The following is a 24872-nucleotide window of genomic DNA, read 5'->3' on the forward strand; positions in this document are numbered from 1 at the left end:
TTTATTTACGATAATGATTAATTTAATCGGAAATATTTAGAATACCCACTTTAATTAAAGTTTAATTTGGTGTGTTGGGGGAGGGGGCAAATTGATAAAGGAAAGAAAAATAAGGGGATCTTATTATCAATATGAATCAAAGTTAGGTCTGTTAGAAATTAAAAGGTGCTTATTTACTAACTGATGACGGAGTATATAAGAGATGTTTTGAGAGTGATTGCACGTACAATTAGTGTATATTTCTTATGGATAAATTTTTCTAATAGTACAATTTCTGTTTTGGTTATTTATCTTACTTTTAGTAATAGGCACTCTATAAATTATGTGTATAAAATACACAAGAACTTCTGCATCTCAATTTTCAATACTTAAATATTTTACAGTGAGAGTGAATTTTCTATTGACTTTTCACTCCAGCTTAATTATAATACTTTTTAAATAGAGCGATAATTCTAAATGTAAACGATTACTAAAGTAGGAGGGATGAAATGAGAGTAAAAAGCACTGTACTATTGTTACTTTTGTCTTTATTAGTTGTATTAAGTGCTTGTCAACCATATCAAACAATTGCTGAAGGAGAACAACGGGTCTATGAATGGCGAATGGTAACACATCAAATTCCGGGGACAGCTCGCTATGAAGGTACAATTCGGGAATTTGCAAAAGCAGTGGAAGAAATTTCTAATGGACGACTTATTATTGAACCATTTGGCGCAGATATCCTTTTCCCAACAAATGAATCATTCGATATGGTGAAAAATGGGGTAGTAGAAATAGCCGCTGTATATACAGGTTTCTGGACAGGGAAAGATCCAGTATTTGCACTTGGTGGTGGAACCATACCTGGGGATCCGATTAACGGATTTGAAGAGCATTTCTATCGTTCTGATCAATTAAAACCAATTATTGATGAGGCATATGAAAAGCACGGAATTCAAAATCTCGGGGCGTTTGATTATGCGCCTGAAGAAGTGTTGATCTCAAGAGTACCCATTCGTTCAATAGAAGACTTCAGAGGTAAAAATATTAGAGCTGCAGGAGTTGCAAGTTTGTATTACAGTAAGCTCGGTGCATCAGCAATCTCCTTATCTGCTCCAGAAATTTATACAGGACTTCAATTAGGGACTGTTGAAGCTGCAGAATTTAATGACTATCTTGTAAATGGAGAAATGGGATTGGATGAGGTAACTAAATACGTTATTGAGCCCGCCCTTCATGTTGGACCAAGCACAGATAAGGAATTGATTGTCAATCCAAACGCGTGGGAAGAGCTTCCGGAAGACCTTAAAGCTGCTCTTTACGTGGCTCGTGATAAGATTCGCTATGAGTCCGCAATTGCCTATGGAGTTGAAAATCAAAAAGCGAAACAAGAATGGATGGAAAACCCTGACATAGAGTTCATTCAACTCCCTGAAGAAGACGTTGAAAAAATGCGGGAAGAAGCCTTTGAACTTTTGAATAATTATAAAACCAAGAGTGAGGCAAGTAAAGAGTATGTAGAAGAATATGCAAAGGTTCTAGCTGATTTAGGGTATCTAGAAGAAGCAAAAATACTCGGATATGAGGATTGAGGTGATGGAAGAATGAAACCAATTATCAAAGGAATTGACTCATTATCTTCCATCGCTGGTAAAATTTCAGGCTATCTTATAATCCCATTAACATTAGTTATGATATATACCATTATTATGCGTAGGATCTTTTCAAATTCTCCCGATTGGGGTTTTGAAGTGTCAATTTTCATTTTTGGTATTTCAATCCTGCTTGCCGGTGCAGATGTATTAAGATTAAAAGGGCATGTTGCAGTAGATATTATCTATGCCCATCTCTCAGAACGTTGGGGCCGCATAATGTACACTTTTTCTTTACTTATCATAATAGTTGTGTGTTCATTTCTATTATTCAAAGGAATGGAAGTGGCTGTTGAGTCGACTCGAATACTTGAGCATTCATCCCATCAGAGTTCATTCAATCCGCAAATTTGGTGGTTTAAATGGTTTATTCCCATCGGAGGACTGCTCTTATGGCTTCAGGCATGGGCTGAAATCTATAAAGTCTGGCGGGAGGGTGAGCAAGAATGATGTGGTTTTTTGAATATGCACCAATTGCTATGTTTGTTTTATTGTTGGTTTTGTTGTTTTTAGGAATTCCAATAGCGTTCTCTCTTGGAGCAGTGGGAGTATTTTTTGCTTTAATAATGTGGGGAATTGACAGTACAGCTCTCCTCCCAAGTGCTGTTTGGGGTGTAATGAATAACTTCACACTCATTGCAATACCTTTATTTATATTGATGTCTGTTTTGCTGGAAAAAACGAACATTATATCGGAAGTATTCGATTCTGTATATAAATGGTCCGGCGGTTTTCGTGGAGGACTTGCAATTGCTGCTATTATTGTGGGAGCAATTATCGGTTCAATTTCTGGTGTTGTTGCAGCCGGTGTCATCGGGTTGGGATTAATCGCTTTACCTCAGATGATGAAATACAAGTATAACGAAAATCTTAGTCTGGGTTCAATTATGGGTGGAGGTACTCTTGGGCAAATCATCCCTCCTAATCTTAATATGGTGGTCTATGGAGCAATCACGGGGGTATCTGTATCCAGTTTATTTGCTGGGGGGTTAAGTGCAGGATTCCTTCTTATTTTCTTTTTCATTGTGTATATTTTGATACAAGCCTACCGTAAGAAGGATGCAGCACCTGCACTCGCTAAAGAAGATCGTGCTTCATTTAAAGAAAAGGTGACCTCTCTTAAATCCATCACACTTCCCATCATATTGATTATTATTGTCATTGGCTCCATATTCACTGGTGTGGCCACTCCAACAGAGGGAGCAGCTGTGGGGGTTTTGGGTACGGTATTGATAGGGTTTGGAACAAAGCGCTTAAACTGGAATAAAACGCAAGAGGCTATTAAAGAATCGACCAAAATGACTGGAATGGTTGGCTGGATATTGATTGGGGCTGCAACATTTAGTGCAGTATTCTCCGGGGTTGGCGGGAACCAGCTCGTTTCTGATTTGGCTCAAGCAGCTCCGGGTGGAAGATGGGGAGTTTTAGTATTTTCACTTTTGTTTATTATTCTGCTTGGCATGTTTCTAGAAACGATGGCGTTGATTATGCTTGCGGCTCCAATTATAACCCCAATTATAGTGGAAGCTGGTTTCGATCCGTTGTGGTGGGCCGTATTATTTATGGTCGTTCTTCAAATGGCATTTTTGACACCGCCGTTTGGCTTTGCAATTTTCTATTTGAAGAGCGCAGTCGGAGATAAAGTTGCAATCAACAAGATTTATCGAGCAACTTTACCATTTATAGCAATACAGTTACTTGTAGCAATTACTTTAATTATCTTTCCCATACTTGCTGTATGGTTGCCAAATCTACTAAATAATTAATAGGGAGGAAAAGTAAATGACAAAAATAGAAGGTGTTTTTCCAGTTCTAATTACACCAATGTTAAATGAACAAGATATTGATTGGGAAGGTTTCAAAAAAAATATTGAACAATTTATCAATGAAGGTGTTGCAGGGATTGCAATTAATGGTAGTACAGGTGAATTTGTAAGTCTGACGAAAGAAGAGCGATTTAAAGCGGTAGAAATTGCAGTCGAACAAGTGGATGGGCGGATTCCACTAATCGTTGGAACTGCTGCTGAAACGACTAGAGATGCAATTGAATACACGCAACAAGCAGAACGAGCAGGAGCAACAGCTGCCTTGTTAATTAACTCCTATTATGCGCATCCAAAAGAAAATGAAATTTATGAGCACTTTAAAGCAGTTGCTGAATCTGTTCAGTTCCCAATTATGATTTATAATAATCCATTTACCTCAGGTGTGGACATTAGTGCTGAAACGATTTTAAAGGTTGGCCGTGATGTTGATAATATAACTCATATCAAAGAATCAAGCGGAGATATTACCAAAGCAAGAGACATTGTAAGGCAAGGTAAAGGCTCTATCGAAGTGTTCTGTGGTTCTGAGAATCTTGCGCTTGAATCATTTTTAGTTGGAGCTGTGGGCTGGATTTCCCCAGCTGGTAATATTGTTCCAGGACTGGTTACAGATTTATATAATTATGTTCAAAATAATGAAATTGAAAGTGCCTGGGAGCTTTATGACAGACTATTACCACTTTGTAATTTCCTTGAAGAGTCTGGGAAGTATGTTCAACTTTCAAAAAGGGCAATGGAACTGCAAGGTCTAGCAGGTGGACCGTGCCGTAAGCCAAAATTAGGGTTAAATGAAGAAGAGGAAGCACAGTTAAAAGAACTTATGGGAAGCTTGGAAGTCATAAAAAATTAAAAAGGAAAGGAGAATAAACATGCAATTAACGAAATATAACTTGAAACCAAAAGTGCAGGAGTTTTTGAAAGGTGTAAAGGAACTATATATCAACGGGGAGCATGTACCGGCAATTAGTGGGAAAACATTTGATGTCGTTGATCCTGCAACAGAAGATGTCATTGCGAAGGTAAGTGAAGCACAAGCTGAGGATATTGATAAAGCGGTTCAAGCAGCAAGGAAAGCCTTTGATGAAGGTGCATGGACTAAAATGTCAGCTGCAGAACGTTCACGTCTTATTTATAAGTTTGCTGACCTTCTTGAAGAAAACCGTGACGAACTGGCTCAACTTGATTCATTAGATAATGGAAAGCCTTATGAGGTTGCTTTAACAGATGATATTGATGGGACGATTGAGCAATTCCGATATTATGCTGGATGGGCTACGAAGTTATTAGGAAAAACGACACCTGCTTCACCTGATTATGTCACATACACTGTCCATGAACCCGTTGGAGTGGTAGGTCAAATCATACCGTGGAATTTCCCACTCTTAATGGCTGCATGGAAACTCGGCTCTGCACTTGCTGCTGGATGTACCGTTGTCATAAAGCCTGCTCAGGAAACGCCACTTTCACTTCTATATGCTGCAAAGCTATTTGAAGAGGCTGGATTCCCAGATGGAGTGATTAATATAGTTCCTGGTGACGGGCCGGTTGCAGGAAATGCACTTACAACACATGAAGGTATCGATAAAATTGCCTTTACTGGATCAACCGCAACAGGAAAAGAAGTGATGCATAAAGCAGCCGACCAAGTTAAAGATATTACACTTGAACTTGGAGGTAAATCTCCTAGCATTATTTTAGAAGACGCGAATTTAGAAGATGCAATTGAAGGCGCATTCAATGGAACGATGTATAATCACGGGCAAAATTGTAGTGCTACTACTCGCATCTACGTTCACCGCAAACATTATGATACTGTAGTCGAGGCTTTAGTAGAGCGAGTGAACCAATTAAAATTAGGACCTGGAATGGATCCAGAAACAGATATGGGGCCACTTGTTTCAGCAAAACAGCAACAAAGAGTGCTTCGCTTCATTGAACAAGGGAAAAAAGAAGGTGCTCGCCTCGTTACTGGTGGAAAAGGATCAACTAAAGGGTATTTTGTAGAACCTACTATTTTTGTAGATGTCCAAGATGATATGGTAATTGCACGTGAAGAAATTTTTGGACCCGTAATGGCAGTATTTGTCTTTGATACAGTAGAAGAAGTCATCAGACGGGCAAACGATAGCGATTACGGTCTTGCTGCAAGTGTTTGGACAGAAAACATCAAAACAGGTCACTATATCGCAAATAAACTTAAAGCAGGTTCAGTATGGATAAACGACTTTGGTTTAGAATGGGAAACCATGCCATTTGGTGGATATAAAAAATCTGGTATCGGTCGTGAAATGGGTGGAGAGTATGGACTTGCGAACTATACTGAGGTAAAGAGTGTATTTGTAAATATCAAACAGTAGCCATTATTAAAAACTCTTGGAAGCTTTAATTGCTCTCCAAGAGTTTTTAACTATAGTATAATATTAAGAACTGATTGAACTGTACATAAAAAACAAAAAAGACAAGAAGAATGGGTTGATTTGTTAATGGATAACAATAAATTAGGAATTGAAATTAAACAGATACGTAAAAATAAAAAATTAACTCTGAGAGAAGTAAGTGAACGGAGTGGTCTTTCAAAAAGTTTCCTCTCACAGGTGGAAAGAGGAATTAGTTCTGTAACATTTACATCATTACGAAAGATTTCTGAAGGGTTGGGGGTGAATATTAGTCTGTTTTTTGAAACTGAAGAAGAAACTCAGTCAATAAAGAAACTGCCGTTTAAAAAAAATGCAATGCAACCCAATTTTACATACACAAGTCTTGTTGGCAATATGAAATCTCCACAATTTTATCCAGCACGTATTGAATTGAAAGCTGGAGAATCCCATACAACTACGTATAGACACCATGGTCAGGAGTTTGTCTATGTGTTAGAGGGTCAATTAAAAGTTGTCTTAAATAGCCATGAAGAGACTTTATATGCTCATGAATCATTACATATTGATTCTGCAGAAGAACATATTTGGTATAATGATACAGATTATCCGGTTGTATTACTTGTAGTCAGCACTAATAATTGAGTATATCAAAGATGCAGAGAAACGGATTGGTTACTTGATATTTCTTGAGTTTTATAAAATATTGCTGGAAATCAACTCCTTAAGGACGAAGGAATAGTTGGGTTTGTCCGTTTAGTGAATAGACAAAGACTTTCTTCTTTGCATCCTCTATACTTACTAGATAATTATTTTAATACAATATAGCAAATTATTTGAAGCATAAATCGAAGTGCATAAAGTTTCACATAGTTGTAAAGAAATCTTAGCTCGAATGTTTTTTACTAGAAAGAGAGTGTACCTCAAGTTAGAGCTTTATTATAAGCAGTTAATTAGCTGATATAAATGCTCTTTCTTGTAAAGCTGGAATCTTATATATACGTATGAGAAAGATGACCCGAAAGGAGACTTCGGTCGCCAGAAAAGACAGCGATAAGTAATTCAAGTGCTCTTAGAAAAAGGGACAACCATTTCCGGTTTAACTATTTTCCAGGTCTATTTATGATTAGTAATCGTCCATTTTCTAAATCCTCATCTAAGACTTTAGCCATTTTTAGAAAAGAACGCTCACAAAGAATCAGATTGTTCTTTCAAAGTATGCGATTAGTTTCGTTTGTCTAAAATATCTCGAATGATCTCTGTGTGCACACCGGCCCATGCTTTTTCTTTAAAATGTAGAATCAAGCTAATCGAGAGTAAAATTAAGTAAATAACAGAGAAAATCATCCAATTTGAACTCCCATCGTGGAAGAGGAAGTTTTCCAATGGATTCGCAAAGAGAAAGAGCAGCCACGGTATGGCTGTAGCAAATATTGGAATGATTCCAATTCCGCTCTTTTCTTTCACGATTTGGTAATAAATTAATTGTAACGTTTCACTGTCAAGCAATAGATAAAATTCTTTTAAGGTAGCCGTTTCCTTTAAATATCGGCTCTTTTTTATGTCTTCAATTGGCATCTCTTTTAGTCGAAGATAGAGTTTATGTGCATCTCCACGCATAGAAAATTTCATGGGAACTCCTCCTCACATATAAAACTTGCACTACTACCATTTGTAAAATAGAAAAAATAATACATTGGAATATGAACGCTTCCTTTACAAACAGCGCATTCTTTTATGTCAAAGCGGGAAGTGATAAATAGTAAATGAATCCGAATGGATCTATTTTCGAAATCGAAGTCATTTTTATTGCGTGCCTTAAACTTTGTATACGTTTTATAGTTGTGCCATCATATTTATTTTGAGATTTTTGTTTGTACTTACAAATCCCATCCATTGCACTGTTTCCTCGTTAAGTCCATGATTCTCATAAGTAGTCGTTATTATCCATTCTTAGGCATAGTATGGTTAAAGGATGTTGTCATTCAACAAGATAATTAACCAATCGTTGAAGAACGGTTATCCAAGAACTGCAATTCCGATTTTAACTGAACTGAAAAGTTGCGGTTAACCGTTTTTGGTAATCGCTTTAATCATTAAGTATTGGGGGGAGGACAACATGAGGTTAACAATGGAAGATGTACTGAATAGAGAGATGCTGGAAAATGCGAAAATTATAACAGGACAAAATGTTGCAAGCGAACGATATGTTCAATGGATATCCGTCATGGAGATGCCCGTCGAAAATTTTGTTCGTAAAAATGAAGTCGTATTAACAACTGCTATTGGATGCAGTGATGATGTAACCGTTTTAAAAAGTTTTGTGCAAGCTATTATAGACGCAGAGGCATCAGCTTTATTAATTGCTACGGGTAGATATATATTTGATATTCCTAGTGAGGTTATTGAATTAGCGGAGAAACAAAATTTTATGATAATTGAACTTCCATGGGAAATCCGTTTTGCAAGTATTGTGGAAGAAGTTATGAAAGAGATTAACGATATTAACTATAAGGAGCGGGAAAAATCAGAGAAAGTTCAGCAAGCGTTTTTTAAGCTGATTTTAAAGGATACAGCACTGCAACCGATCGCGAAATTTATCCAAAGAAAGGTTGGCTGTTCGATTGTTATTACGAATCGAACAGGAGATATTCAAGAAAAAGGAATACATACACAGGAATTCATTCAGAAATGGGAGGATTACGTTTTACAAGGCGTCTTTCCAGCGAAAAAAGATTCTGCTCTATTAACTCGTGATCCAATGTTTCAGAAATTCCACATGATTGAATTAGAGCGTCAAACTGTACTGCAGCTCCCAGTACTTCATATTTTAGGGAATCCGCAAGGCTATCTTTTTGTAATCATACCTGCTGATACCAATACCGAAGCATTTTTAACACAGTATCGAGTAAACGTATTGGAACACGCTGCTACAACAATAGCACTTTGGTTTTCAAGAAAAAACGCGATTGAAGAAACAAAAATGCGACTTCACAGTGATTTTGTACAGGAGCTTGCAAAAGGGGAATTTTCGACTTATGAACAAGCGCATGCACGCGCAACATTATTAGGGTATCGTATTAATGTTCCATACGTATGTATGGTAGGGATCCCTGAGAATCTTAGGGAACTTTTTCGTAAACAAAAACAAGATCATTTTTCCTATGAAAATTGGCTGGAGAACATGATTCTTTATATCAGGGAAGAAATTTATTATGCAGCACAATCATTGAATCGAGAAGTAATGATGACCTATCAAGAAGAACAACTGCTACTATTCTTAGAAATCCCTTGTAAAAATGAAAATGAAAATGCTACAAATTTTTTGGATTTAGTAGAGAGAAGGTTAGTGAATTTACTACCTGGGGTTGTATTATCATGGGGGATTGGAAGCTATGGGGAAGGGTATCAAGGATTTTCAGAGAGTTATCAGCATGCAAGGGTTGCTTTAACGATCGGGAGGCGTAAAAAAGGAATCGGGCACCGGATGTTGCATGAACACACTCGAGTGGATCGTGTCCTGTTAAATCTCGTACAAATTCAGGAAATGAAAGAAATCATGATGACGACGATTGAACCGCTTGTTCAATATGATGGGCAGCGGAATATGGATTTAATTGGTACATTTCGTACATTTAACAAATTCCGTGGGAATGTAAGTCAAACAGCTCGTGTCTTGAATTTGCATCGACAATCCTTGTTGTATCGACTTCGAAAAATTGAATCGCTCACAGGGCTTTCGCTCGTTGATCCAGATGATTTATTTTTATTAGATTTAAGCATCAAGACTTGGCGGATAGGTGTATATGAACCGGGAGAGAAAACATAAATGCAGGAGCTTATTGATTATCTAACTAAAATTGGACGGTTATATAGATCTGGCAGATAGCCGATTTTTATAACGGTCTATTTATTTTTCAAAATCATTTCTCGATTAAATAAAGACAACGCAGCATCTTGTTCCATTGTGAACTTCATCGATTTTAAATGTTGTCTATAAAATCAGTTTAATGTTCATACAATTTGGCAGATGATTAATTTTTTCAACCTTACTATACTGTAGTTACAGCACGGATACAAAAAATGAATCATTAAATTTTGCTGAACGAGGGAGGAATGTCCCTATGTCATTTGGAACAGCTGAGTATAAAAGGCGAATTCGAAAAACAAAGGAGAGGATGGCAACAGAAGGGATTGACGTGTTGCTCATTACAGACCCGGCAAATATGAATTACTTGTCTGGGTATGATGCTTGGTCCTTTTATGTTCATCAAATGCTAGTCATTATTAATGATGATGAGCAACCATTATGGATTGGCAGGGGAATGGATAGAAACGCAGCAAAAGTAACAACATGGCTTTATGATGAAAACATTATTCCTTACCCAGATGATTATGTCCAATCCGATACGAAACACCCGATGGACTTTGTGGCATGTATTTTAACACAAATTGGCCAAGGTAACCGTGCCATTGGAGTTGAAATGGAAAGCTATTATTTTACAGCAAAATGTTACCAACAATTGCAAAAAGGATTACCAAATGCAATATTGAAAGATGCAACACTTCTCGTAAATTGGGTTCGCATTGTTAAATCGAATGCAGAGATTGAATATATGAAACGAGCAGCAGTCATTGTGGAAAAAGCAATGATGGATGGAATTGGCTTAATTAAGGAAGGTGTTCGGGAATGTGATGTTGCTGCGAAAATTTTCCATACGCAAATCACTGGAACCGATGCATTCGGAGGAGATTATCCAGCAATTATGCCTTTACTTCCATCAGGAGATAAAAATTCAACACCACACTTAACGTGGACGGATAAACGTTATAAGCGTGGTGATGCGGTAATCTTAGAATTAGCCGGTTGTTACAAACGTTACCATTCACCCCTAGCACGAACAGTAAATATCGGCCAACCAAACGATAAATTTATAACACTTTCAAACCTGGTTGTAGAAGGTTTAAACGCTTGTCTTGACATGATAAAGCCAGGGATTTACTGTGAGGAAATTGAAGAGACGTGGAGAAAAGCAATCGAGAAAAGTGGCATTATTAAAGATTCGCGTCTAGGTTATTCGATGGGATTGAATTATCCTCCTGACTGGGGAGAACATACAGCAAGTATTCGTAAAGGAGACAAAACAATTCTCCAGCCGAATATGACCTTCCATCTTATCCCGGGGATATGGTTAGATCAATATGGTTTTGAAGCAAGTGAATCAATTCGCATTACGGAAACTGGCTGTGAAACATTTGCAAAACTGCCAAGAGAGTTGTTTATCAAGGACGGCGTTTTATCAAAAAGTGAGACGCATATAGGATTAGAGGAGGTATAGAAGTGCTCTAGATTCCCAAGGTCAGTGGAATAAGAGCAAAAAACCTGAAAGGAATTTAGGGTGGGAAGTTTTCGAATGAATGAGCAGTACGATTAAATGAATGGGGAGTGGGCCATATGACAAACCAAAACATGAAAATGGGTACAAAAGCAGTATGGGCAGGAGAAAAGGAATATTTAGTACATGGTGCAACACAGGTACCAGTTGTTCTTAGTGTAGCATACAACTACGATGATATGGATGAGTGGTATGATGTAGCAACAGGAAAGAAAAAAGGGCATATTTATGGTCGAAATACCAATCCAACTGTACAATCTTTTGAAGACAAAATGAAGGCACTTGAAGGATCAGAAGCAGCAACAAGTTTTTCAACTGGCATGGCTGCGATCAGTAATATTTTCTCTACATTTTTAGTACCAGGAGACCGTATTGTTTCTATTAAAGATACCTACGGTGGAACCAATAAAATCTTTACGGAATTTTTACCGCGTCAACAAATCGACGTCGTTCTTTGTGAAACAGGAAATCATGAACAAATCGAATCAGAAGTAGCAAAGGGCTGTAAAATCTTATATTTAGAAACACCTACCAACCCAACCGTTAAAATTACGGATATTGAACGTATGGCAAAAGCGGGACATGAAGCTGGGGCACTCGTGATTGTTGATAACACATTTGGAACTCCGATTAATCAAAATCCACTTTCACTTGGTGTCGATTTAGTTCTCCATAGTGCAACGAAATTTCTGGGCGGTCACGCAGATGCACTAGGTGGGGTTGTGTGTGGTTCACAAGAGCTTGTTGAAAAAATTTATCATTATCGTGAAATTAACGGTGCGACGATGGACCCAATGGCCGCTTATTTAACGTTGCGCGGAATGAAAACGCTCCATTTACGTGTTAGACAGCAGTGTGCAAATGCAATGGAACTAGCAAAATATTTACAAACAAAGGATTTAGTAGAAGCCGTTTATTATCCTGGTCTTGAAACACATCCAAATCATGAGATTGCGAAAAAACAAATGAAGGATTTTGGTGGTATGCTTAGTTTTGCGGTAAAAGGTGGAATCGATACAGTAAGAGATCTCCTTCCAAAACTCCAACTTGCTAACCGTGCAGCAAATCTCGGGGCAGTTGAAACAACAGTGGGACCTGCTCGTACGACAAGCCATATTGAATGTACACCAGAAGAACGTGCTGCAATGGGTATTCCTGAAGGCTTAATCCGGGTGTCTTGCGGTATTGAGGATATTGATGATTTAATTGCAGATTTTGAGCAAGCATTTAACTATGTTGAAAGTGTTTAGGTAGTTTAATGGTTTACTTGATTGTTAAAAATATTGAAATTTAGGGTTTGCTATAATTGCCTAAAATCTAGTGATTTTTCAGCTTGGCGATATTAACTTTTTGAGCTTCCTGCTTCCCTGGTTAATCCAGGTAAGGTAGGGATGGCACCGATATTTGCATAAGGAATCATTCCAGAAATAAAAACACTCACAAAAGTAGCAAGTGAGTGTTTTTGTCTATAAGAGAACGGTCTGCTTCTTATTTCTTATTCGCTTCATACACTTTCAACAATTTACCTTTTACTTTCGTATGCTTCATCGTTTCCAACACAAGTGGCCCTTTTCCATTTAATATTTCCACGAAAGATGCCGTATCTTGGATTGTAATAATACCAATATCCTCTACTGCTAGACCATCTATTTTTGCAATTGTGCCAACGAAATCAACTGCTCGAAGCTTCTTTTTCTTTCCGCCATTAAAATATAACTTCATAATTTGTTTATTTAGTTGTTCACTTTTAGATTTTTTTAAGGTTGGTCGCTTGTTCATTTTTTCCTTAAAAGCAGGTTTATTACGTGTAACGTCTTCCATTGCCGTGCATGCTTCGCTGGAATTGTAAAACCAATATATTCCTCTATTTCATTCAAAAAGCGATCTTCAAATGGCGTTACCAAGGTAATCGCTTTGTCGCTCAAGCCTGCTCGTGCCGTTCTGCCAGTTCGGTGGACATAGCTTTCTTTTTCTAATGGGATATCATAATTAATGACTGGGTAATATTCTCAATATCAATTCCTCTTGCAGCCACATCCGTCGCAATTAAATAACGGAATTCTCCCTTTTTAAAATCATGCATTACTGCTAAACGATCGTCTTGTTCCATACCGCCATGGATTTTATCGGCGCTATAGCCTGAATCGGTTAATTCATCACACAGCGTATCTGCTTTTTCTTTTGTACGACAAAAAATGATGCAGCTGTCTGGATTTTCAACAATCGTTATGTCTTTAAGCAAGGAGAGTTTACCCTGTTCAGGAAAGTTATAAAGAAGATGTTCGATTTTATCCGTTGTCAGTCCAGACGCTTTTATTGCAATATCAATCGGGTCTTTCATATACTTCTGTGCTAGGCTTTTCACTGCTTCTGGTATGGTAGCCGAGAATAACAGGGTAACCCTTTCTTTTGGTAACTTATTAATAATTGCTTTTACTTGTTCAATAAATCCCATATTCAACATTTCGTCTGCTTCATCAATGACAAGATAGCGAATCTTATCGAGGGATTTAGAGGCTGTAGAATTAAAGGTAGAAGAGGGGGATGAAGATGATACTATCCACCTCTAACATCTTCTTATACAAATTTTATAACATTGCTGTTATATCTCAAAGTACAATAAGAAAACCAGCCATTTCTGCAACTCAAAATTAAAATATAAATTTTGAGTTGCCCCAAATCAGCCCCTACAGTCTAGGCCGGGCGCAGGAGCTTCTTAAATTTAATTTCGGCATCATTTTATTACTATAGACATCAATACTATTCATTTCTTCAGATTCCACAAGTTTAATAATGGACTTTACAATTTCGGCAGCTAATTCGCCAACTGGTACCCCAATCGATGTTAAGGGGAATTCCATATTAGCCATCTGCGGAACATTATCATAGCTAATAATAGAGAAGTCATTAGGGATATGTAGCTTTCTTTCCTTCATCGCACGAATGATTCCACCACTAATATCGTAGCTCCCACCTACAATCGCTGTCGGTCGATTAGTCATTTTGAATAATTTACCTGTAGCAGTATATCCGTTATACCAGTCAAGTCCTTCTGTATCTATTAAGTAATCCTCATTCAAGAAAAGACCATGCTGTTTGATTGCCTTTTTAAAACCTTTATATTTCTGAATCTGCATCGGGTCTATAGAAGATAAGTCACCAATATAAGCTATTTGTGTGTGTCCCAACATAGCTAAATATTCGACAGCCATATGCATTGCTTGTTCATGATTTGGGTCGATCTTCGGATAGTTGCGGTCATCCTTTCTCGTTACCCCATAAGATAGTAATGCAGAAGACTGGGAAGCATCGAATTCATCGTTATTTTCTTCAAACAGTATAATTCCATCTACTTGAAAACGCCTGAAGGTTTCTAATGAAGTTTGCACCGGATCAACGGAAAGAATCATTGAATAGGAAGTTTTATTTATTTGGTTACTTATTTCTGTTACTAAAGTTGATAAAACAATCCTTTCTATGGTAGGCCAAATAAGACCAATAATTTTGGTTTGGTTTGATACAAGGCTTCGTGCAGCGAAATTAGGCTTATATCCCATTTCCTGTGAAATTTTAATAATTTTCCTTTTCGTGTTTTCCTTTACTAAGGGACTATTATTTAAAGCCTTGGATACGGTAGAGTAACTAACTCCTGCAACATTAGCTATATCTTTAATTGTAACGTTCATTGTCTATCACCTAATTTTCCTGAATTATATTATTATTAATCTATTGCAATTTTATAATAGTTAGTATATCATAAATAACAACGTTGTTAATAATGAACTTTAAAAACATTGAGTTCATTATTTTAAGCAAGTTAATCTAGCATCTATAAATTAAAAATCTTTATGTTAGTTAGAATCAAAGAAATTGCGTCCAATTCTAAATGAAAGCGTTGTATTCAACTCCCATTTAGATTCTTTCACTTTTGTAAGCGCTGATAATACTTATCTAATAAATAAAAACGAGTTCTATAAATGTTGTGGTAGGCTAGTTAATTAAATTATGTACAGAAAGAAGAAATTTCATAGAAAAGGTAATCAAGTAATTTGTTGGAAATTGCCTCATTCTCCAGCTTGATTAATCTTTTTGATAAAAATAACAACGTTGTTATTAATTGTGTTGCAGTTAAAGGTGGTGATTAATGAGAGGGTAACGTAGAGAGGAATTGTATATAAACCGTGGATTAAGTTACTTACTCAATTATAAAAGGGTGTATAAATAGGTGTGCTGCTTATCAAATAATAGGAAGACGGGGCAGGAAGGAGCTTCATAAATGGAGAGGGGAATGGTTATGAAAGGTAGTAAACGTTGGTTAATTATTAGTATCCTTGGAACCTGTATTCTTTTACTTGCATCCTGTGGCGAGGTACAACGCTCATCGGGAAAGGGGTTAGATGAAGGGTTGATTGTTGTGAATATTGCACATGGGAATCAGCCGAGTGAGCCTATTGGACAACTTGCTGAGAAGTGGAAGGAGTTAGCGGAAGAAGAGAGTAATGGAAGACTAAAGCTAAACATTTATCCAAGCTCACAACTGGGGTCTGAAAAAGATGTTGTCGAGCAAGCGATAATGGGAAATAACGTTATTATTTTTACGGGATATGATTTTTTAATGGACTATGTTCCCGATGCGGGGATTTTAACTGCACCATATTTAACAGATGACTTCGATCAATTATTAGAACTGACCACTACGGATTGGTTCGGTGATCTGGAAGGTCAATTAAATGCGGAAGGTATTGAAATCGTTAACACAACAACGATTTATGGGGAGAGACACCTCATGACAGTCGATCGAGTGGAGTCCCCAGAGGATTTGGAGGGGAGAAAGATTCGAGTTCCTAATAATAGTATGTATATAAAAACGTTTGAAGCTTTTGGTGCGTCACCAACACCAATGCCTTTGTCTGATACATATACAGGAATGCAGCAAGGGCTAATCGATGGAGCGGAGAACCCTTTGCCAGTATTAGCTGGTTCAAAAACAAATGAAGTTGCGAAACATTTAACACTGACTGAACACACAAAGATAATGAGTCCGTGGATTACAGGGACAGAATTCATGGATACACTTCCTGAAGACATAGTAGAGATTATAAAACGAACAGGTATTGAAGCGGCGGAATATGGAAGAGAAGTGATGATGGAAGAGAATGAAAAAGTATTGGAAGAATTTGTTGCACAAGGGATAGAGATACATGAAGTAGATTTAGAACCATTTAAGGAAAGGGCAGAATCCGTCTATACATCATTTCCTGAATGGACAGATGGCCTATATAAAACTGTTCAATCCTTAGTTGAGGAACAGTAATCCAATTGGAAGACCTACTAGGTTAAGTAAATAGGGGTGGGGTGTATGTATGTGGAAAAAAGGGGTTAATAATATAGACGACTTCATCGCTTCAATAGCGCTTATTGGAGTGATAAGCATAACCATCATCAATGTAATTTTTCGCTATATATTTAATATGCCAATTCTTTGGGCTGAAGAAGTATCGCTTGCTCTATATGTGTGGCTCGTCTTTATAGGAGCAAGCTCCACAATGAAAAGGAATGGGCATATTGGGATTGATTACTTTGTGAAACGGCTGCCATTAAGTATACAAAAAGTAATGAAATTTATCCGAATGGTAGTAATTTATTTTGTGTTCGGCTATGTATTTATGTACTTAGGTTCAGAACTTGCTATGCAAGCAGGAGATAAGGTGACCCCGTCCTTACGAGTAAGCTATATATGGATTGATGTTGCGGTACCAATCGGCGGTATACTTATTGCTTACCATTTTACTAGAAACATAATTAAATCCTTTCAAAATGAATTGCCGCAGAAAGGGGATATCTAAATGGCTTTAACTATTATGATGATATCTTTATTGGTACTTATTTTTATTAATGTACCGGTCGCATTCTCGATTATCGCGAGTGTCGCCATTTACTTTATATTTGCTAATGACTTTGAAGGTATGGTGTTAATTCAAAGGATGATTAGTGGCTTAGAATCTGTCCCATTAATGGCGATAATATTCTTTATGGCTTCCGGTATATTGATGAATTACACCGGTATAACGAAACGGTTGCTTAACTTTGCTGAAATTATTACGCGTCCATTGCCGGGGGCTTTGGGCCAAGTAAACGTAACGCTAAGTGTATTAATGAGTGGTCTCTCAGGGTCTAACATAGCAGATGCTTCGATGCAATCTAAAATGCTTGTTCCTTCAATGGAGAAAAAAGGATATGATCGGGCATTCTCAACTGCATTAACAGCAACATCATCGATTATTACACCAATTATTCCACCAGGTATTGCTTTAATTATGTTTGGATATGTCGGAAATGTATCCATCGGAGATCTATTTATGGCAGGTATTCTGCCAGGAATCACCTTGGCTATATTATTGATGATTTACGTTTATTTCTATGCAAAGAAACATAATCTTGAAACGGAAAAAAAGGCAAAGGCTACGGCAAAGGAATTTTTCTCAGGATTGAAGGATGCTATTTTAGCATTATTTTTCCCAATCATTATTATCGGAGGAATTCGGTTTGGAATATTCAGTGCAACGGAGGCCGGAGCGATTGCCGTTTTGTATGCCTTGGTGATCGGATTAATTGTTTACCGAGAGATGAGTTTAAAAGATTTAATAAAGTCGATTGTTGAAACGGTACATACAGGGGCAGGAATTCTATTAATAATTGCTGCAGGAACGGCATTTGGCTGGGTGCTCACATTGGAGCAGGTACCACAAATGATGGCGGAGTCGATTACAGGGCTTATCTCTACACCAGCATTATTCTTCATCATGATTCTGTTGTTCTTATTGATCATTGGGATGTTTGTCGAAGGAAATGTGGCAATTATTATATTAACGCCATTATTTCTTCCGATGTTGGGAGAATATGGAATCGATCCTGTACACTTCGGTATATTCTTTATCCTTACATTGAGTATAGGTACAATCACCCCTCCTGTAGGAACGATTATGTTCGTTACGAGCTCAATTACAGGAACGAAGATTGAGGATTTCATTAAGGCAAGTATTCCATTCATTATCTTATTAATCATTGCAAGTCTATTAATAGCCTTTATTCCACAGATTTCTATGTTTTTACCAACAATTTTTGAATAGGTGGAAGGTTATTAGATGAAAGGAGGTAATCATATGACTGAAATGAAAGCGCTAAAAAGGGACGTGTTAAAAAGCTTACCAGGTTCACAGTCTGCAGGAGATCATCCTATAAAGGCACTACAAATTGGAGATGGGAACTTTATTCGCTCTTTCATTGATTGGATGATCTCTGCCATGAATCAAAAAACAGATTTCAATGGAAGTATTGCGACGGTACAAGCGCTCCCTGGAGATCAGACAACACAAAAGATAAATAAACAAGAGGGACTTTTTACCTTATTTTTAAAAGGAATTAGAAATGGTCAATCCATTGAAGAAAGACATATTATCGATTCTATCACGAAGGGTTTCAATCCTTATACGGAATGGGAGAGTCTATTGAAGTTAGTCGAAGAAGAACAGGTTTCATTCCTGTTCTCAAATACGACGGAGGCAGGTATCGTTTATCATCCAGAGGAATTTAATCCGGATCAAAGTCCAGTCTCGTATCCAGGAAAAGTGACGGCTTTACTGTATCACCGGTACCAGACGTTTAAGGGAGACAGGGAAAAGGGGTGGACAATCATTCCCTGTGAACTTATTGATAACAATGGAGAGGTATTACGGCATATTTGTATTCGGAAAGCTATGGATTGGAGACTACCGACTGAATTTATTGATTGGATAGATAGTGCTTGTACATTTTGTAATACACTCGTTGATCGGATTGTCCCTGGATTTCCAGCAAATGAGGCAGAGCAAATTTACAAAGAGCTTCAATATAGGGATGAATTATTGGCAGTAGCGGAACCGTACCATTTATTCGTTATCGAAGGCCCTTCTAAGTTAGAAACGGAATTGCCTTTGAAACAGGCAGGACTGAATGTTCATTTCGACAGCATAAAGTCTTATCGAGAGTTAAAAGTAAAACTATTAAATGGTGCACATACGATGCTCGCGCCAATAGGGATTTTAAGCGGTCTCGAAACTGTACGTGAAGGTATGCAGAATCAGAATTTGTTCCAATTTATTGATCATGCATTGCACGAAGAAGTAGCCATTACGATGGATCCACTGGCAAAGAATGCAAGCGTAAATTATATTGAGCAACTATATGAGCGATTTACAAATCCGTATCTACACCACAAATTGATTGACATTAGCCTAAATGGATATTCAAAGTTTAAAAGCCGGGTGTGGCCAAGCCTATATGCATACCTGAAAGAATATGAGTTACTTCCGAAACGATTGATATTTTCATTTGCCTCCCTTCTTTATTTTTACAAAGGAGTAAATGAGAAGGTTGGTTATAGCATTACCGATGATGAACAGACGATCGAGATGTTTAAGAGGTTTTATCATTCCAATGATCACTTAAAGGAACAATTGGTAGTTTTTATTAAAAGAGTAATAGAAGAAGACTTTTTAGAAAAGGAAGAAGAATTGAATGAGCTTTACGAAGCAATTGCAACTGATTTTATGCTTATCGATCAGCTAGGTATGCAGTCAGCTTTAGAAAAAAAGAGAGTGGGGCAAAGTAATGAAAACAATAGTATGTACTAGACCAAATGAAATGGAAATCATAATAAAGGATAAACAACATTCAATTAAGGAAAATGAAGTGCTTATAGCCATTAAACGCATTGGAATCTGTGGGACAGATATTCATGCATATGGTGGAAATCAGCCGTTTTTTGAATACCCACGTGTATTAGGTCATGAGCTTTCAGGAATCGTAGAAACGGCCGGAGCGAATGTGGGGTCTGTCAAACAGGGAGATACTGTTACCGTTATTCCATACGTAAATTGTGGAAAATGCGTCGCCTGCAGGAATGGAAGGGAAAATTGCTGCACAAATATGGAGGTAATTGGGGTTCATCGTGACGGGGGAATGACAGAATATCTAGCAGTTCCAGCGGAACATATCTTTGTAGTAAGTGATTTGTCCTTAGAAGAAGCGGCAATTGTTGAACCGTTAAGTATTGGTGCACATGCGGTAAGAAGAGCTGAAATAAAAGAGGGAGAAACTGTACTAATTGTCGGTGCCGGGCCGATTGGAATGGGGGCTGCTCGTTTTGCGAAATTGGCGGGAGCAACAACTGTCATTATGGATCTCAGTGAAGAACGATTACATACTTGCAAGGAATGGGCAGATTGCGATCATGCTGTGGTAGCAGGGGAGGCTGCCTATCAGGAACTTCTTGATGTGAATCAAGGAGAATTACCGACGATTGTCATAGATGCAACCGGAAATAAGCATTCAATGATGAGTTCTTTTGAGTATGTATCTCATAGTGGGAAACTGATCTATGTTGGACTTGTGAAAGATACGATTAGTTTCTTTGACCCTGATTTTCATGCGAAGGAATTGACATTAATGGCTAGTAGAAACGCAACAAAAGAAGATTTCAATTATGTTATTGACTGTTTATCCAAAGGGCTAGTCAAGGATTCCTATGTCACCAATCGTATTGAATTTGATCAGGTACCGTCATTTTTTGAAGCGGGAAGTTTCACAACGAATAAAACATTAATTGCTATAGGTGAGTGAATTTGAATATAAATATAATGGGATAGGGGCTGTTTATCAATGGAACAATTAGTTACAGTGTTGAAAGGGTTAGAAGCAGAGGATTTAGACTTGAACTTATCGGATGTTAAAGTATACAAGCAATCATTTACGAAATATAAGAATGTAAGTCTTGTAATGATCAAAGATTCAGGTGAGAAGAAGCTATTAGCTGTTGGTGAGGGAGATTTGATCGATGAGTTATACGGAGAACAGGTTGAAGGAAAAGGAAAGGTATGTCCACTTATACATGAAAATCGTTTAGTTCTCAATCAATACTTTGAGTATACGGTACCAAAAGCATTTGGTAAGGATATCGCAACAATGGGATTAGGTGATCGCTTAGGTTTGGCTTCCACCGGTCATATTGAAACACTAAGAAACCGGGAAATTAAGCCAATCCTTGCTCAACAAAGTATTCGGGAATTAAATCTCACGAATCGAACGATGACGGATATCGTTGATGCTGCTAGTTTTGCAGTTTTCCAAGAGGGTTATAAAGACGGATTTGGTGCCGATGGAGATCACTTGAAAGAAGAATCCGATATCGAACATGCACTTTCAATCGGTATGTCAATGTTGACACTAGATTGCTCAGATTATATTGACAACCGCGTTTCAAGCGCAACTCCAGAGGAAATTCGAAATGCTTATATGGAACTGCCAGCAGAAACAAAGGATTATTATGAGAAAAATTATTTAAATAAAACATTTGATCTAACTGGCATTTCACTCACATTTGACGAACTTGAATTGATGAAAAATGTGCTCGTTTATGGAAAGGCTATTGGTTACATGGTTCATGTTTATAATACGTATATTAGCAAAGAAGAACGCGATATTGATTTTGAAATTTCTATCGATGAAACTGAAACAATTACGTCACCAGCAGAACATTTCTTCGTTGCAAATGAATTAATGTTAAATCAGGTGGATGTTACAAGTCTTGCACCAAGATTTTGTGGAGAATTTCAAAAAGGAATCGACTATATTGGTGATATCGAGCAGTTTGAAAAGGAACTCCGTGAACACGCTTTAATTGCAACTTACTTTGGCTACAAGCTTAGTATTCATTCAGGCAGCGATAAATTTGCGGTATTTCCAATTATTGCAAAGCATACTAAAGGGATCTTGCATGTTAAAACAGCCGGCACTAATTGGCTTGAAGCAGTTCGAGTAATTGCTAATACAAAGCCAGATTTATACAGAAGAATGCATGTGTTTGCACTTGAAAACTTTGAAGAGGCATTAAATTATTATCATGTAACACCAGATCTAGAAAGCATTCGCCCACTTGAAAATGTGACAGATGAACAACTACGGGAATATATGAATAACGATGCGGCAAGGCAAGTGTTCCACGTTACATACGGTCTATTATTAACAGCAAAGGATGAACAAGATTCTTACCTATTTAAAGATGAATTCTTTCAAGCGCTGGATGAACAAGAAAAGGAGTATCGTACAGCATTAGGGAAGCATATTGGAAAACACGTAGATTTATTAGGGTTTTGATTGATTTCATTCCCAATTTTTCCATTATTGAGTTTTATAAAGTTATTTCTTTGTGTGGCTCCTTTGTGGAAGTTTTGGAAACAAGTATGTTTCCTCTTCTGCAAGAGGAGCTTTTTTATTTGTAATTAATGGACATTATTACCCGTATGCAAGGTCAATGGGGCAGAATTACACTACATTACAAGTTATAAAATAATAGAATTAATTCTCCTATTTACTTCAAATATACTCCTTTTATAGATGGAAGCACAATCGCCTATGGCTATACAACAAAAGATGAGATGATTAAGAAGATTCGTCACATATTAGCATTTTGAGTAATCAATAAGTCTTTGGTTGGCTACCATTTGTCCACTAGAATCTTTCTAGAGGACTTTTCTATAATGAGATTGATTTGTGAGTTAAGCAATCAGCAGAAAGAAAATCAAGCATAGGGTGAAGACATTAAATTTTCCTAAAGAATTATCAATTTAGAATTTCTCCGGCCATTGACTTGATATAATGATAAGGAGATAAACCGTATAAGGGAGTCATACCATGCAAAATATTCGGTTGAAGGCTTCGTTAGATCCTTTGCAAATTGAAAATCGATTACAATATGGGCCGGAAATTATGGAATTACATTTAGTAGAAGAAGGTTTGTATCATCGGGAAGAAATCGTAGAAGTCGTACGTGCTTTGAAAGCTCAAGGAATTCAAGTTTATTTGCATCACCCGATGGAAATATAAGGGGAAGTCTATAGATATTATTAGTTCTAATCAAAAGATTCAGGATTTTTATAATTGGTCTAGCCAGGAATTGGTAGCTATTTGCGAGCAAGAGAAGGTGCAATGTCATACACTGTCATCTTGACATAACACATCAAGCGCTGGCAACAAAAAAAGTGATTGATCAAGTGAACACAATAGATAACGAAGTTTCCAAAATTGTTTACAATGAAGGATGTAAACATAACGGTGGAAACGAAAGGTGAGTTCACAGCAGGAACGACCTTAATTGATCTGCATGGGGTTTCAGGTAGAAGTGTTAATGCAAAGTTTGGCTTAAAACTTGACACGGAAGGCTTTTGGCAGCTTATGATTGAAGCACTCAAAAAGTATTAGGTTAGTGGTGATAATATGATTACCGTCGTCGGAAGTATTAATATGGATTTGGTTGTACAAACAAATCATGTACCGGAAATTGGAGAAACAAAGTTAGGAACCTCTTTTTCCACCTATTTTGGTGGTAAGGGAGCAAATCAAGTCGTATCTATTGCACGATTAGGCAAGGAAGCCCAGATGATTGGTGCATGTGGTACGGATGGATATGGAGAAAAGGCACTTGCATTATTAAAACAGGAAAACGTAAAAACAGAAAATGTGTTCTTATTTCCGAATGAAACAACAGGGATTGCTACAATCATTGTTTCTGAGGCTGATAATCGAATCATTGTCGTTCCAGGGGCAAACAATTTATTGACATGTAATGAAATTGAACGTGTTAAACAGGAGATTGTTCAAAGTGAAATTGTCGTCATACAGCTTGAGATACCATCTGAAACAGTTCATGCAGTGTTGGAAATATGTAAACAACATGACGTTCCTGTTGTACTCAATCCCGCGCCAGTTGATAACTTTAAAGAGGAATTCATTGAATTAGCAACTTATCTTACCCCGAATGAATCGGAATGTATCAGTATTTTTGGTGGAAATATGGAACAATCATTAGAACTTTATCCAAATAAGTTAATTGTTACTTTGGGAGATCAAGGTGCTCGCTATTATGATGGTGAAAAGCATATATTCATTAAAGGCTTTCAAACCACTCCCTTGGATACGACGGGTGCTGGCGATACGTTTAACGGAAGTTTTGCTTTTGCATTGGCGGAAGGAATGGGTATCCAGGAGGCAGTGAGATTTGCCAACGCAAGTGCTTCTATTTCGGTCGAAAAACAGGGTGCACAAAGTGGCATGCCTTCATTGGAAAAAGTTTTAGATCGGCTTAAGGATAAAGATTCAACTGATACTAAGATATAGAAGTGGAAAAATGAGGCTGGGACAAAAGTTTTTTTATGAGATAAAAACCGAACATGATTGTTGCAAACAACTCGCTCCGGAAATATACTTCGCGCATCCAAAGGCGGCTGGTGAGCCCCCTTCTGCTATCGCACTACGGTGTCTCACCTATGCCTTTCCTCCTGCTGGAGTCTACGTATATTTCCTACGCTAATTTTGTGCGTCGTTCGTCTTTAACATTAAACACTTTAGTTATGTCCCAGTCTCATTTTTTAGCCTATAAGTCTGTTAAGTTTCTTTAATATCGGTGCTTTGTTGACTAAACAGTATTATGAAATAGATTACTATGTTGTTTTTTGTGAAAAACAAGTGGAGAATATATAGAAATGCTGAAACTTATCATCAACATACTTCATTTATGAACTGGATGGTTCTTTCTATATAGATCCCGCC

At 37.4% G+C, this 24872-nt stretch carries 20 protein-coding genes and 1 pseudogene; 18 read left to right on the forward strand and 3 right to left on the reverse strand.

What is annotated here, in order from left to right:
• The first annotated feature begins 488 nt into the window (after positions 1 to 488).
• From dctP to F1560_RS08100, 6 genes are all read left to right on the forward strand, one after another.
• Complete coding sequence (gene dctP, locus F1560_RS08075) at positions 489 to 1571, forward strand: TRAP transporter substrate-binding protein DctP (protein WP_149474128.1); 1083 nt, start codon at positions 489 to 491, stop codon at positions 1569 to 1571.
• Between the two features lie 12 nt (positions 1572 to 1583).
• On the forward strand, positions 1584 to 2081 hold the full coding sequence (locus tag F1560_RS08080; protein WP_149474129.1) for a TRAP transporter small permease subunit: 498 nt from the start codon (positions 1584 to 1586) through the stop codon (positions 2079 to 2081).
• Positions 2078 to 3397 carry a TRAP transporter large permease gene (locus F1560_RS08085; protein ID WP_149474130.1) on the forward strand — a complete coding sequence of 440 codons (1320 nt, stop codon included), beginning with the start codon at positions 2078 to 2080 and terminating at the stop codon, positions 3395 to 3397. Before F1560_RS08080 ends, F1560_RS08085 begins: the two co-directional genes overlap by 4 nt.
• Before the next feature lie 16 nt (positions 3398 to 3413).
• Entirely contained in the window at positions 3414 to 4307 is an 894-nt protein-coding gene (dapA, locus tag F1560_RS08090; protein ID WP_149474131.1) for a 4-hydroxy-tetrahydrodipicolinate synthase, read from the forward strand.
• A 19-nt stretch (positions 4308 to 4326) separates the two neighbouring features.
• The gene (locus F1560_RS08095; RefSeq protein WP_149474132.1) at positions 4327 to 5814 is read left to right on the forward strand and encodes an aldehyde dehydrogenase family protein; all 1488 of its coding nucleotides are present in this window, start codon (positions 4327 to 4329) and stop codon (positions 5812 to 5814) included.
• Positions 5815 to 5940: 126 nt separating this feature from the next.
• Positions 5941 to 6477, forward strand: a complete 537-nt coding sequence (locus F1560_RS08100; protein WP_149474133.1) for a helix-turn-helix domain-containing protein — start codon at positions 5941 to 5943, stop codon at positions 6475 to 6477.
• 579 nt (positions 6478 to 7056) lie between these two features.
• Here F1560_RS08100 and F1560_RS08105 read toward each other — a convergent pair.
• The gene (locus F1560_RS08105; RefSeq protein WP_149474134.1) at positions 7057 to 7464 is read right to left on the reverse strand and encodes a hypothetical protein; all 408 of its coding nucleotides are present in this window, start codon (positions 7462 to 7464) and stop codon (positions 7057 to 7059) included.
• 487 nt (positions 7465 to 7951) lie between these two features.
• Between F1560_RS08105 and F1560_RS08110 the strand changes: the two genes are divergently transcribed.
• The 3 genes from F1560_RS08110 to F1560_RS08120 all read left to right on the forward strand — a co-directional run bounded on the left by F1560_RS08110 (position 7952) and on the right by F1560_RS08120 (position 12478).
• A complete protein-coding gene (locus F1560_RS08110; protein ID WP_149474135.1) occupies positions 7952 to 9661 on the forward strand; it encodes a PucR family transcriptional regulator in 1710 nt (569 codons plus the stop codon).
• A 295-nt stretch (positions 9662 to 9956) separates the two neighbouring features.
• Positions 9957 to 11171, forward strand: a complete 1215-nt coding sequence (locus F1560_RS08115) for a M24 family metallopeptidase (RefSeq protein WP_149474136.1) — start codon at positions 9957 to 9959, stop codon at positions 11169 to 11171.
• 116 nt (positions 11172 to 11287) lie between these two features.
• The gene (locus tag F1560_RS08120; RefSeq protein ID WP_149474137.1) at positions 11288 to 12478 is read left to right on the forward strand and encodes a cystathionine gamma-synthase family protein; all 1191 of its coding nucleotides are present in this window, start codon (positions 11288 to 11290) and stop codon (positions 12476 to 12478) included.
• 238 nt (positions 12479 to 12716) lie between these two features.
• Here the strand turns inward: F1560_RS08120 and F1560_RS08125 are convergent.
• Together F1560_RS08125 and F1560_RS08130 are read right to left on the reverse strand one after the other, a co-directional pair.
• Positions 12717 to 13737, reverse strand: a pseudogene (locus F1560_RS08125) (DEAD/DEAH box helicase); the annotation flags it as partial.
• Positions 13738 to 13915: 178 nt separating this feature from the next.
• Complete coding sequence (locus F1560_RS08130; protein WP_149474138.1) at positions 13916 to 14914, reverse strand: LacI family DNA-binding transcriptional regulator; 999 nt, start codon at positions 14912 to 14914, stop codon at positions 13916 to 13918.
• A gap of 608 nt (positions 14915 to 15522) precedes the next feature.
• Between F1560_RS08130 and F1560_RS08135 the strand changes: the two genes are divergently transcribed.
• From F1560_RS08135 to rbsK, 9 genes are all read left to right on the forward strand, one after another.
• Entirely contained in the window at positions 15523 to 16542 is a 1020-nt protein-coding gene (locus tag F1560_RS08135; RefSeq protein WP_149474139.1) for a C4-dicarboxylate TRAP transporter substrate-binding protein, read from the forward strand.
• A 49-nt stretch (positions 16543 to 16591) separates the two neighbouring features.
• Positions 16592 to 17074: a TRAP transporter small permease gene (locus tag F1560_RS08140; RefSeq protein WP_149474140.1), complete on the forward strand. Its 483-nt coding sequence runs from the start codon at positions 16592 to 16594 to the stop codon at positions 17072 to 17074.
• Complete coding sequence (locus F1560_RS08145) at positions 17075 to 18358, forward strand: TRAP transporter large permease (protein WP_149474141.1); 1284 nt, start codon at positions 17075 to 17077, stop codon at positions 18356 to 18358. It abuts the gene before it with no gap.
• A gap of 33 nt (positions 18359 to 18391) precedes the next feature.
• Entirely contained in the window at positions 18392 to 19900 is a 1509-nt protein-coding gene (locus F1560_RS08150) for a tagaturonate reductase (protein ID WP_245347559.1), read from the forward strand.
• Positions 19878 to 20888 carry a zinc-binding alcohol dehydrogenase family protein gene (locus F1560_RS08155; protein WP_149474142.1) on the forward strand — a complete coding sequence of 337 codons (1011 nt, stop codon included), beginning with the start codon at positions 19878 to 19880 and terminating at the stop codon, positions 20886 to 20888. Before F1560_RS08150 ends, F1560_RS08155 begins: the two co-directional genes overlap by 23 nt.
• 39 nt (positions 20889 to 20927) lie before the next feature.
• Entirely contained in the window at positions 20928 to 22421 is a 1494-nt protein-coding gene (locus tag F1560_RS08160) for a tagaturonate epimerase family protein (protein WP_149474143.1), read from the forward strand.
• A gap of 537 nt (positions 22422 to 22958) precedes the next feature.
• Positions 22959 to 23150: a hypothetical protein gene (locus tag F1560_RS08165; RefSeq protein WP_149474144.1), complete on the forward strand. Its 192-nt coding sequence runs from the start codon at positions 22959 to 22961 to the stop codon at positions 23148 to 23150.
• 228 nt (positions 23151 to 23378) lie between these two features.
• Positions 23379 to 23525 (forward strand): hypothetical protein, encoded by a 147-nt coding sequence (locus F1560_RS22410; protein WP_245347558.1) that lies wholly within the window; start codon positions 23379 to 23381, stop codon positions 23523 to 23525.
• A 15-nt stretch (positions 23526 to 23540) separates the two neighbouring features.
• A complete protein-coding gene (gene rbsK / locus F1560_RS08175; protein WP_149474145.1) occupies positions 23541 to 24440 on the forward strand; it encodes a ribokinase in 900 nt (299 codons plus the stop codon).
• The last annotated feature ends 432 nt before the right edge of the window (positions 24441 to 24872 follow it).

It is taken from the genome of Oceanobacillus polygoni, from assembly GCF_008304605.1.
GTDB lineage: Bacteria > Bacillota > Bacilli > Bacillales > Amphibacillaceae > Oceanobacillus > Oceanobacillus polygoni.

Excerpts from the sequence above, each read along its gene's own strand:
- dctP (WP_149474128.1), top strand. The coding sequence starts at position 489 with ATGAGAGTAAAAAGCACTGTACTATTGTTACTTTTGTCTTTATTAGTT.
- F1560_RS08080 (WP_149474129.1), top strand. The coding sequence starts at position 1,584 with ATGAAACCAATTATCAAAGGAATTGACTCATTATCTTCCATCGCTGGT.
- F1560_RS08085 (WP_149474130.1), top strand. The coding sequence starts at position 2,078 with ATGATGTGGTTTTTTGAATATGCACCAATTGCTATGTTTGTTTTATTG.
- dapA (WP_149474131.1), top strand. The coding sequence starts at position 3,414 with ATGACAAAAATAGAAGGTGTTTTTCCAGTTCTAATTACACCAATGTTA.
- F1560_RS08095 (WP_149474132.1), top strand. The coding sequence starts at position 4,327 with ATGCAATTAACGAAATATAACTTGAAACCAAAAGTGCAGGAGTTTTTG.
- F1560_RS08100 (WP_149474133.1), top strand. The coding sequence starts at position 5,941 with ATGGATAACAATAAATTAGGAATTGAAATTAAACAGATACGTAAAAAT.
- F1560_RS08105 (WP_149474134.1), bottom strand. The coding sequence starts at position 7,464 with ATGAAATTTTCTATGCGTGGAGATGCACATAAACTCTATCTTCGACTA.
- F1560_RS08110 (WP_149474135.1), top strand. The coding sequence starts at position 7,952 with ATGAGGTTAACAATGGAAGATGTACTGAATAGAGAGATGCTGGAAAAT.
- F1560_RS08115 (WP_149474136.1), top strand. The coding sequence starts at position 9,957 with ATGTCATTTGGAACAGCTGAGTATAAAAGGCGAATTCGAAAAACAAAG.
- F1560_RS08120 (WP_149474137.1), top strand. The coding sequence starts at position 11,288 with ATGACAAACCAAAACATGAAAATGGGTACAAAAGCAGTATGGGCAGGA.
- F1560_RS08130 (WP_149474138.1), bottom strand. The coding sequence starts at position 14,914 with ATGAACGTTACAATTAAAGATATAGCTAATGTTGCAGGAGTTAGTTAC.
- F1560_RS08135 (WP_149474139.1), top strand. The coding sequence starts at position 15,523 with ATGAAAGGTAGTAAACGTTGGTTAATTATTAGTATCCTTGGAACCTGT.
- F1560_RS08140 (WP_149474140.1), top strand. The coding sequence starts at position 16,592 with ATGTGGAAAAAAGGGGTTAATAATATAGACGACTTCATCGCTTCAATA.
- F1560_RS08145 (WP_149474141.1), top strand. The coding sequence starts at position 17,075 with ATGGCTTTAACTATTATGATGATATCTTTATTGGTACTTATTTTTATT.
- F1560_RS08150 (WP_245347559.1), top strand. The coding sequence starts at position 18,392 with ATGACTGAAATGAAAGCGCTAAAAAGGGACGTGTTAAAAAGCTTACCA.
- F1560_RS08155 (WP_149474142.1), top strand. The coding sequence starts at position 19,878 with ATGAAAACAATAGTATGTACTAGACCAAATGAAATGGAAATCATAATA.
- F1560_RS08160 (WP_149474143.1), top strand. The coding sequence starts at position 20,928 with ATGGAACAATTAGTTACAGTGTTGAAAGGGTTAGAAGCAGAGGATTTA.
- F1560_RS08165 (WP_149474144.1), top strand. The coding sequence starts at position 22,959 with ATGCAAAATATTCGGTTGAAGGCTTCGTTAGATCCTTTGCAAATTGAA.
- rbsK (WP_149474145.1), top strand. The coding sequence starts at position 23,541 with ATGATTACCGTCGTCGGAAGTATTAATATGGATTTGGTTGTACAAACA.